The 9,303-nt window shown below is 66.6% G+C and carries 6 protein-coding genes; 4 read left to right on the top strand and 2 right to left on the bottom strand.

Annotation, left to right across the window (positions count from 1 at the left end; translation table 11 throughout):
* Positions 1-79 precede the first annotated feature (79 nt).
* Both NX782_RS25860 and NX782_RS25865 read left to right on the top strand, forming a co-directional pair.
* Positions 80-1,558, top strand: coding sequence for a DUF2868 domain-containing protein (locus tag NX782_RS25860; protein ID WP_258848378.1), 1,479 nt, complete (start codon positions 80-82; stop codon positions 1,556-1,558).
* A complete protein-coding gene (locus tag NX782_RS25865; RefSeq protein WP_258848379.1) occupies positions 1,555-3,021 on the top strand; it encodes a GTPase domain-containing protein in 1,467 nt (488 codons plus the stop codon). Before NX782_RS25860 ends, NX782_RS25865 begins: the two co-directional genes overlap by 4 nt.
* Here NX782_RS25865 and NX782_RS25870 read toward each other — a convergent pair.
* Complete coding sequence (locus tag NX782_RS25870; protein WP_258848380.1) at positions 3,018-5,132, bottom strand: TonB-dependent receptor family protein; 2,115 nt, start codon at positions 5,130-5,132, stop codon at positions 3,018-3,020. The genes NX782_RS25865 and NX782_RS25870 overlap by 4 nt on opposite strands.
* 230 nt (positions 5,133-5,362) lie before the next feature.
* Between NX782_RS25870 and adh the strand changes: the two genes are divergently transcribed.
* Together adh and NX782_RS25880 are read left to right on the top strand one after the other, a co-directional pair.
* Entirely contained in the window at positions 5,363-6,883 is a 1,521-nt protein-coding gene (gene adh / locus NX782_RS25875) for an aldehyde dehydrogenase (protein ID WP_258848381.1), read from the top strand.
* Between the two features lie 10 nt (positions 6,884-6,893).
* Positions 6,894-7,265 (top strand): DUF779 domain-containing protein, encoded by a 372-nt coding sequence (locus NX782_RS25880; protein ID WP_258848382.1) that lies wholly within the window; start codon positions 6,894-6,896, stop codon positions 7,263-7,265.
* Here the strand turns inward: NX782_RS25880 and NX782_RS25885 are convergent.
* Positions 7,225-9,108 (bottom strand): sigma-54-dependent Fis family transcriptional regulator, encoded by a 1,884-nt coding sequence (locus tag NX782_RS25885; protein WP_258848383.1) that lies wholly within the window; start codon positions 9,106-9,108, stop codon positions 7,225-7,227. The genes NX782_RS25880 and NX782_RS25885 overlap by 41 nt on opposite strands.
* Positions 9,109-9,303 lie beyond the last annotated feature (195 nt).

Genomic DNA, 9,303 nt, shown 5'->3' on the forward strand with positions numbered 1-9,303 from the left:
AGCATCTCATCCAGTCATCCGTCAGCCTCCCCCAATTTGCGGCACAATGCAGCTGTTGTCTATCCATTAAGGAAACAGCATGAAAGAGCAGGTGGCGAGAAGGGTGACCCTGGTCCGCGCGATCGAAACGGCGGACGTCAAACACGAAGTCCTCAGCGACGACGACCGCATGTACGCGAGCCGCAGCGCCCGTGAACTTGCGCAATGGTCCGCGGCCGACGGCAAGTCGCCGCTCACCCTCGATCATTTCCTCGAACAGCGTTCCGAACAAATCCTCAAGCGGCTTGCCGAACGCACGCCTGCCTTGCGCAGCTTCCTGCACCGGCGCCCCTTGCTGCCGCTGTTGTCGGCACTCTTGCCCTTGCTGGCCCTGATCGCGGGCGCCGCCATCGATCACATCGCCGATCCGCACCGCGTCGACCTGCTGTCGGCGCCGCTGCTGTTGATCATCGGCTGGAATCTGCTGGTCTACCTCATCCTGCTGGTCTGGCTGCTGATTCCCGCCAGGCGCACCGGTTGGGTCGGTCCAGAGTGGATGCGCCGGCTCAGCGTCGGCAAGGCCAGGCTGCCACGCAAGCTGCCGGCGCCGCTGGCTGCCGCGCTCGGTGAGTACACGGCCGACTGGACCCAGCTGTCCTGGAAGCTGACCCATGCGCGGCTGAGCCGCACCGTGCACCTGTCGGCCGCCGCCTTCGCGCTCGGCGCCATTCTCTCGCTGTACGCGCGCGGCCTGCTGACCGAATATGCGGCCGGCTGGGAAAGCACCTTCCTCGATGCGAACCAGGTTCACACCCTGCTGTCCTGGCTGTTCGCGCCCGCCTTGTTCCTGTTCCCGATCGAGGGCTTCAGCGTCGCCGACGTGCAGGCCCTGCGCTTCGTGCAGGAGCCATCGGGCGCGGGCGGTGCGCGCTGGGTCCACCTCTACGCCGCGACCCTGCTGCTGCTCGTGATCCTGCCGCGCCTTGTGCTGTCGCTGTTCGCCGGCTGGCGTGCGGCCCGGCTCGCGCGCCGCTTCCCGATCGATCTGCAGCAGCCGTATTTCCGCAATCTCGCCACGCACATCGGCGCGGGCCCCGGTCCGGTCACCCTGCGCGTGCTGCCCTACAGCTTCACCCTCGACGAGCGCCGCGACCGTGGCCTGTCCGCCATCGCCGTGAGCATGTATGGCGAACAGACCCGGGTCATGCTGCGTCCTTCGCTGCCCTATGGCGAGGATCCGAAAGGCATCCTGCTGGACCTACGCCCCGACGCCGGTGACGCGACCGTGACCGCGGTGCTGTTCAACCTCGCCTCGACGCCGGAGCAGGAGAACCACGGTGCGTTGCTGTCCGCGATCGCGCGCCAGCTGCCCGGTGTCGGCGTGCTGGTCGACGAATCCTCGATGACCGAGCGCGCCACCCATCCGACCGGGACCGATCCGCGCGTCGCCGAGCGGATCGCCCTGTGGCGCCAGTTCTGCACCCACTACCAGCTGCCCGTGACCATCGTGAACCTGCTGCAGCCCGAAAAATACAAGGCCGACATGCAGGGCGGCGTGGCCGCGGCGGGGGCACGATGAGCGAAACAGTCAAGGTCCAGTTCGCGCTCGTATCGCACACCAACAACGGCAAGACGACGCTCGCCCGCACCCTGGTCGGCATGGATGTCGGCGAAGTCAGGGACGCGGCCCACGTGACGACCTTCTCCGAAGCGCACCTGCTGCAGACGACAGAGCAGGGCGACAGCCTGCTGCTATGGGATACGCCCGGCTTCGGCGATTCGGTCCGCCTGCTCAAGCGGCTGGCGATGGCCGGCAATCCGATCGGCTGGTTCCTGCGCGAGGTCTTCGACCGCTACCGCGACCGCCCCTTCTGGCTCAGCCAGCAGGCCCTGCGCGCCGCCCGCGACGAAGCCGACGTGGTGCTCTACCTGGTCAATTCGAGCGAGCATCCGCGCGACGCCGGCTACCTGCCGGCCGAGATGCGCATCCTCGAGTGGCTGGGCAAGCCGGTGGTCGTGCTGCTGAACCAGCTCGGTCCGCCGCGGCCGGCGTCCGAGGAGCAGGCCGAGCAAAGCTTGTGGAAGCAGCACCTCGACCAGTATCCGATCGTGCGCGAGGTGCTCGCGCTCGATGCCTTCGCGCGCTGCTGGGTGCATGAACATGTGTTCTATGAAGCGGTCGGCAGGCTGGTACCGGAGACTAAGCAGGATGGCTATGCGCGCCTGCGCGCCGCCTGGGAGGCGAACAACCTGGCGCGCTACCACGCCTCGCTGCGCATCACTGCCGAACAACTGGCGGCGGCGGTTCGCGACAGCGAAGCCATACCCGAGGAAAGCAGCGGGCTGCTGCAGTCGGCGCTGAAGGCCGTCAAGCTCGGCAAGTCGGACGCGCGCCGGCAGGAGACGGCGATGGCGAAGCTGGTCGAGCGCCTCGAAGAGCGGATCGCCCAGGCCACCACCCAGCTGCTGACCCTGCACCGTCTCGACCCTGGCCAGGCGGCCCGCATCAACGCGCGGGTGCGCGACAATTTCAAGGTCCGCGCGCCGGTCGACAAGACCCAGGCCGGCCTGCTCGGTGCGGTCGTCTCCGGTGCGGCGACCGGACTATCGGCCGATTTGATGGCGGGCGGCCTGACCCTGGGCGGCGGCGCGCTGCTGGGGGCGATCGTCGGTGCGCTGACGATGGCCGGCGCGGCCTGGGGTTTCAATACGAGCACGGACCGCAACCACCCGACCGTGCAGTTCGCGCCGCCTTTCCTGCGCACGCTGATGGTCAGCAGCATCCTGCGCTATTTAGCCGTAGCCCATTTCGGCCGCGGCCGCGGCAATTTCGTCGAAGGGGAGGCGCCGCCTTTCTGGCAGGCGGCGGTCGAAGAAGCATTGCAGGCGCATTGCCCGGACCCCGAGCGCTTCTGGCAGACGCAGCGCGGGCACCAGGAGCAGGCGGTCGACGCGCTCTACCGCCTGCTCGCGGCGGTGGTCGCCGACGTATTCAAGCGTCTCTATCCCGACGTGCACATCCCTGCGTCGGCAACAGCTTAGAAGCGGTACTGCATGCTCGCGCCCAGCACCCAGTTGCGGCCCGGCGCGGCTTCGTAAAAGCGGCGGTTGCTGTCGCCGACGATCACCGAACCAATATAGCCGCGGTCGAACAGGTTGTTCACGCGCGCATATTCCTTCACGCGCCAGGCGCCGAACTGCTGCTGCGCCTGCACGCGCAGGTTGGCGACCGCAAAGCCCGGCGCCGGATTGACCTGGTTGGCATCGTCCGGATATAGCTTGGTGTTGGCGATGGCTTCCAGCGCGGCGCCGTAGCGGTCGTCCGCATCCTTCCAGCCGAACTCGCCGTACAGGCTGGCGTTCGGCACGCCCGGCAGGCGGCTGCCCTTCAGGACAGCACCGAAGCCTTCGTCGTACACCGCGCGCAGCACGCTCAGGGCCAGCCGGCCGGTCCAGTTGCGGCGCCATTGCGCATCCGCGGACAGCTCCAGCCCCTGGCGCAAGGTCGCGCTGGCGTTGCGGTAGCTGGTGCGACCACCGCTCGAACTGTCGACCACCAGCTCGTCGGTGGTCTTCACCTGGAACACGGCGGCATTGATGCGCACGGCGTCCAGCGGCATCGCCTTCACGCCGAATTCCAGGTGGGTGCTCCGGGCCGGCGCCAGCCCGAAGTTGAAGCCGCCGCCCGTACCCGAATAGAAGACTTCGTTCAGGGTCGGCGTCTCGAAACCGTGCGCCGCACTGGCGTACAGGTTCAGGCCGGGTTGCAGCTTGTAGAGGATGCCGAGCAGCGGCGTGGTGTGGCGGTAGCTGACGCTGCCGCTGTCGTTGCCATTGGCGAGGTAGCGGTCTTCGACCTCGAAATCGACCCGGCTGTGGCGCAGGCCCGCACTTAATACCCAGGCGCCGCGCTCCCATTCGAACTGGGCATAGGGGTCGAGGTTCTTGACCTCGTCCTTCTCGTCGCGGCGCAGGCGGCCCTGGACCCCAAACTCGCTGCCGATGAAGTTTTCGTAGCCTTTACGGCCGTCGTTCGACGCCCCGGCCTCGATGCCGAAGGTGGAGCGCAGCGTACCGTCGAGCAGGGGGCGCGACATGGTCCAGTTGGCGTCGATGCCGTGGAAGTCGCGATCGAAATCGACCACGCCGCCGGAATGGCTGGCCGGCGCCTGGAAGCCCTGCGAAAACGATTGGTACTGGATCACGCGGCGCTTGCCGGCATAGGCGGTCACGCGCAGCCGGTCGCTGCCGAAGCGCTGCTCCCAGGTCGCGCCCAACTGCTGGTGGTCGATGCTCTTGCGGGTGTTGTAGCGTTCGGCGAAGGTGCGCTGCGGCGTGCGCGGGTCGGTGGTGTCGATCTCGCCCGCGCGCGGATCGCGCTGCCAGGTGGCCCAGGTCACGCCGAGCGGATCCTGGGTGTCGTCCTGGCGCAGCCCGCTGGCCGTCAAGACGAGGCGGCTGGTGGCGCTCGGTGCGAACACCAGCTTGGCATAGGCCTGGTCGCGCGTCGCCGCGCTGTGGCTGCGGTAGCCGTCGGTATCGAAGCGCGAGACATCGACCAGGTAGCCGACGCCGCCGGTGCTGCCGCTGGCGTTCAGGTCGGTCTTGCGGCTGCCGTAACTGCCGCTGCTGACGTTGAATTCGACCGCGGGTGCGCCTTTCGGGTCGCGCGTGAACAACTGGATCACGCCGCCGGAATGGTTGCCGTACAAAGCCGAGAAGGGCCCGCGCAAGACTTCGATGCGCTCGGCCAGGTCGAGGTTGAAGGTGGCGGCCTGGCCCTGGCCGTCGGGCATGGTGGCGGGGATGCCGTCCGCGATCAGGCGCACGCCGCGCACGCCGAAGGCCGAGCGGGCGCCGAAGCCGCGCGACGAGATCTGCAGGTCCTGCGCGTAGTTCTGGCGGTTCTGCGCGACCAGGCCGGGCACTGCGGCCAGCGCTTCGGAGGCGTTCACGCGCGGCTGGGCGGCGCCGATCTGGTCGGCGCCGATCACGTCGATCGACGCCGGCAGGTCGAAGCTCAGTTGTTCGGTGCGGCTGGCCGTCACCACGACGACCGGAACGGCCGCGGCCGCATTCTCGTCCGCGCTGGCGAACGGGGTGTAAGTAGACAGTGCTGCGATGACGCTGGAAGCAAGTACGTGACGTTTCATCTTTTCTCCATGGGCTCGGCAGGCACTATACCCGCCAGTCGGGAAACCCGTTGTCCGCTTGTCCACTTGTCCCACCGTGCTGTGTCAATCTGGAGCAGGTGTCACGGATGGTGACGCAGCTGCTGCCGGCGTCGGCCAGGTCCTCCCTCTGTACAGGCAGGTCGGCAGGGCTGGCATGGCGCTTGCGAGACAGGGTGCTCCACACCACCACAGAGAAAGAAGAGGATGACATGAATCTTGCAGACATCAGCAAACTCGGCGTCGCCAACCCCTTCCGCCAGCGCTACGACAACTTCATCGGCGGCGCCTTCGTCGCCCCCGTCAAGGGCGAATACTTCCCGAACGTGACGCCGATTACCGGCCAGCCTTTCTGCGAGGTGGCGCGTTCGACGGCCGAGGACATCGAAGCCGCGCTGGATGCCGCCCACGCCGCCAGGGAGGCCTGGGGCAAGACCTCGCCGACCGAGCGCGCCAATATCCTGAACAAGATCGCGGACCGCATGGAGCAGAACCTCAAGATGCTCGCGACTGCCGAGACCATCGACAACGGCAAGCCGATCCGCGAAACCATGGCCGCCGACCTGCCGCTGGCGATCGACCACTTCCGCTATTTCGCCGGCTGCATCCGCACCCAGGAAGGGGCGATCTCGACCATCGACCACGAGACCTATGCCTACCACTTCCATGAGCCGCTGGGCGTGGTCGGCCAGATCATCCCCTGGAATTTCCCGATCCTGATGGCGGTGTGGAAGCTGGCGCCGGCGCTCGCGGCCGGCAACTGCGTCGTGCTCAAGCCGGCCGAGCAGACGCCGGCATCGATCATGGTGCTGATGGAGCTGATCGCCGACCTGCTGCCGGCCGGTGTGGTCAATATCGTCAACGGTTTCGGCCTGGAAGCCGGCAAGCCGCTGGCTTCCAGCAAGCGCATCGCCAAGATCGCCTTCACCGGCGAGACCGGCACCGGTCGCCTGATCATGCAGTACGCGGCGCAGAACCTGATCCCGGTGACGCTGGAGCTGGGCGGGAAATCGCCCAACATCTTCTTCGAAGACGTGATGGCGGCCGATGACGAGTTCTTCGACAAGTGCCTGGAAGGCTTTGCGATGTTCGCGCTGAACCAGGGCGAGGTCTGCACCTGCCCGTCGCGCGTGCTGGTGCAGGAATCGATCTACGAGAAGTTCATGGAGCGTGCGCTGGCGCGCGTGGCCCGGATCAAGGCCGGCAATCCGCTGGATGAAAACACGATGATCGGCGCCCAGGCCTCGCAGGAGCAGCTGGAAAAGATCCTGTCCTACCTCGACATCGGCCGTCAGGAGGGTGCCGAGGTGCTGGCCGGCGGCGAACGCGCCACCCATGAAGGAGACCTTTCGGGCGGCTACTACGTGCGGCCGACCGTGTTCAAGGGCGACAACCGGATGCGCATCTTCCAGGAAGAGATATTCGGCCCGGTGGTCTCGGTGACGACCTTCAAGGACGAAGCGGATGCCCTGCGCATCGCCAACGACACCCTGTATGGACTGGGCGCGGGGCTGTGGACGCGCGACGGCAGCCGTGCCTTCCGCGTCGGCCGCGCGATCCAGGCCGGACGCGTATGGACCAATTGCTACCACCTGTATCCGGCGCACGCGGCCTTCGGCGGCTACAAGCAATCCGGCATCGGCCGCGAGAACCACAAGATGATGCTCGAGCACTACCAGCAGACCAAGAACCTGCTGGTGAGTTACAGCCCGAAGGCGCTCGGCTTCTTCTGAAAGGTAGCCCATGGCCACGCCGATCGAGCGCGTGACCGCGACGCCTGCCGCACTCGCCTTCATCGGCGAGCTGCGGCAGCGTCACGGCCCGCTGATGTTTTTCCAGTCCGGCGGCTGCTGCGACGGCAGCGCGCCCATGTGTTATCCGATGGGAGAGTTCAATGTCAGCGACACCGACGTCTGCCTGGGCAGCCTGGACGGCACGCCCTTCTATATGGGGCGCGAACAGTTCGGCTATTGGGAGCACACCCAGCTGATCATCGATGTGGTTGCCGGTAACGGTGGCATGTTCTCGCTCGATAACGGCACCGGCCGGCGCTTCCTGACCCGCTCGCGGCTGTTCACGGATGCGGAGTGCGCCCAGCTGGGGATTGCTGGCTAGTCCGCGACAGCTTGCGGTAGATGGTGTTGCGCGAGACGCCCAGGGCGCGTGCGGCGGCCGAGACATTGCCGCCGTGCGCGTTCAGGGTGCGCAGGATGGCGCTCAGTTCCAGATCGTCGAGTTTTGTATCGGGCGCGGCCGCAGGTCGCGGTTTTAGGGGCGACGCATCGAGGTCGTCGAGGAAGTCGTCGGGCAGGTGGTGCAGGCCGATCTCGTCTTCGTCGCCGGCCATCAGGCTTGCGGTGCGCAGCAGGGTGGCGAGCTGGCGCAGGTTGCCCGGCCAGGCGTGGCGGCGGAACAGGTGCAGAACCGCGTCGGCCACGCGGCGCTGCCGGTGCGCCCCGTCGAGCATCTTGCCGACGAGGGCATCGAGGTCGCTGCGCTCGCGCAGCGGCGGCAGCTTCAGGACCAGGCCGTTCAGGCGGTAGTACAGGTCTTCGCGAAACAGGCCATCGGCGATACGCCTGCGCAGGTCGTGGTTGGTGGCGCAGACCAGTTCGACGTCGACCGCCAGCGGCTTCGCTCCGCCGAGCGGCACGACCTTGCGTTCTTCGAGCACGCGCAGCAGACGCGCCTGCAGGGCCAGCGGCATGTCGCCGATCTCGTCGAGGAAGAGCGTGCCGCCATGCGCCTGCATGATGCGGCCTGGTGCGCCCTTCCTGCGCGCGCCGGTGAAGGCGCCTTCCTCATAGCCGAACAGCTCCGATTCGATCAGCGCTTCCGGAATCGCGGCGCAGTTCAAGGCCACGAAAGGGCCGCGCGCACGGGGCGAGTCGCGGTGGATGGCCTGGGCCAGCCATTCCTTGCCGGTGCCGGTTTCGCCCGTGATCAGGATGGGCACGCCCTGGCCGAGCACCCTGTCCACTTTGGCGATCGCCTGTGCGAGCCGGGCGTCGCCCGTGTTCAGCGCCTGCAGGTTCGCGCGCTCGGGCTGCTTCGGTACCGTCGGTGAGGGCAGGGTGGGCGCATCGTCCAGTCGCCGCGCACCATGTTTCAGACGTAGTTCCGCGCGCACGTACACGCGTACGCCGTTGTGCATGCACAGGTCGAGCAGCCCTGGTGCCGCACTGCGCTCGTGATCGTAGAGCTTCGACACCGGCATCCCGAACAGGGAGCTGAAACTGTGTGCCTGCAAGGCCGGCGTGGACAGGCCGAGCTGGAACAGGCCGTTGCGGTTCGCCGCCAGGAAGCGGCCATCGGGCGTGAAGGAGGCGATGCCTTCCATCAGCGTGCCGATGAACTCCGGCCGCGTGTGGAAGTGCAGGGTGATCGCATTTTCGAAGGTGGCGGCGAACAGGTGATTCTCGATCATCAGCGCCGACATCCGCACCAGGGCCATGGTGTGCTTGTGGAAGCTGCGCCGGTCGCCGCTGACGTCGAGCACGCCGATCACCGCGCCGTGGTGATCGACGATGGGCGCGGCGGAACAGGTGAGGAAGTGATTCGCTGTCAGGTAGTGCTGGTCGGCGTGCACGGTGGTGGGCGCCTGCTCGGCGAGGGCGGTGCCGATCGCATTCGTGCCCTTGCTTTCTTCGGACCAGTTCACGCCCGGCGTCAGTGCGACGCGGTTGGCCTTTTCGAGAAAGTCGGCATCGCCCAGCGAATGCAGGATCACGCCGCGGGCATCGGTCAGCAGGACCGAGTTGTGGGTGTTGGCGATCTGCTGGTAGAGGGTCTCCATTGCCGGCACCGCGTGGCTGTACAGCATGCGGTTCTGCTCGACCAGGGCCGAGAGGGCGGATAGGGAGAGGGGATCGAAGTCGGGGCGCAGGTTGGCACGCAGGCCGAAGCTCTGGGAACGGCGATGCGCGCTGGCGATCGTTGCCGGCAATTGGTAAGTCATTCCATGTCTCCTGGCTGGCCCTGGACTGCGGCTCTATCGGTGGAAGTCGACTATTGATTAATGTAGCACGCAACAGCCCTCTTGCGTCCTCACGGTGTGATTTGCTATAGTTCGCCTCCTGCTTCTGCAGCGCACGAAAAGTTTAATAGAATCAACAGATTAAACTTGTTAAAACGGCCAAGTGTCGAGTGTGTT

The sequence above is a fragment of the Massilia norwichensis genome (assembly GCF_024753245.1).
GTDB lineage: Bacteria > Pseudomonadota > Gammaproteobacteria > Burkholderiales > Burkholderiaceae_D > Telluria > Telluria norwichensis.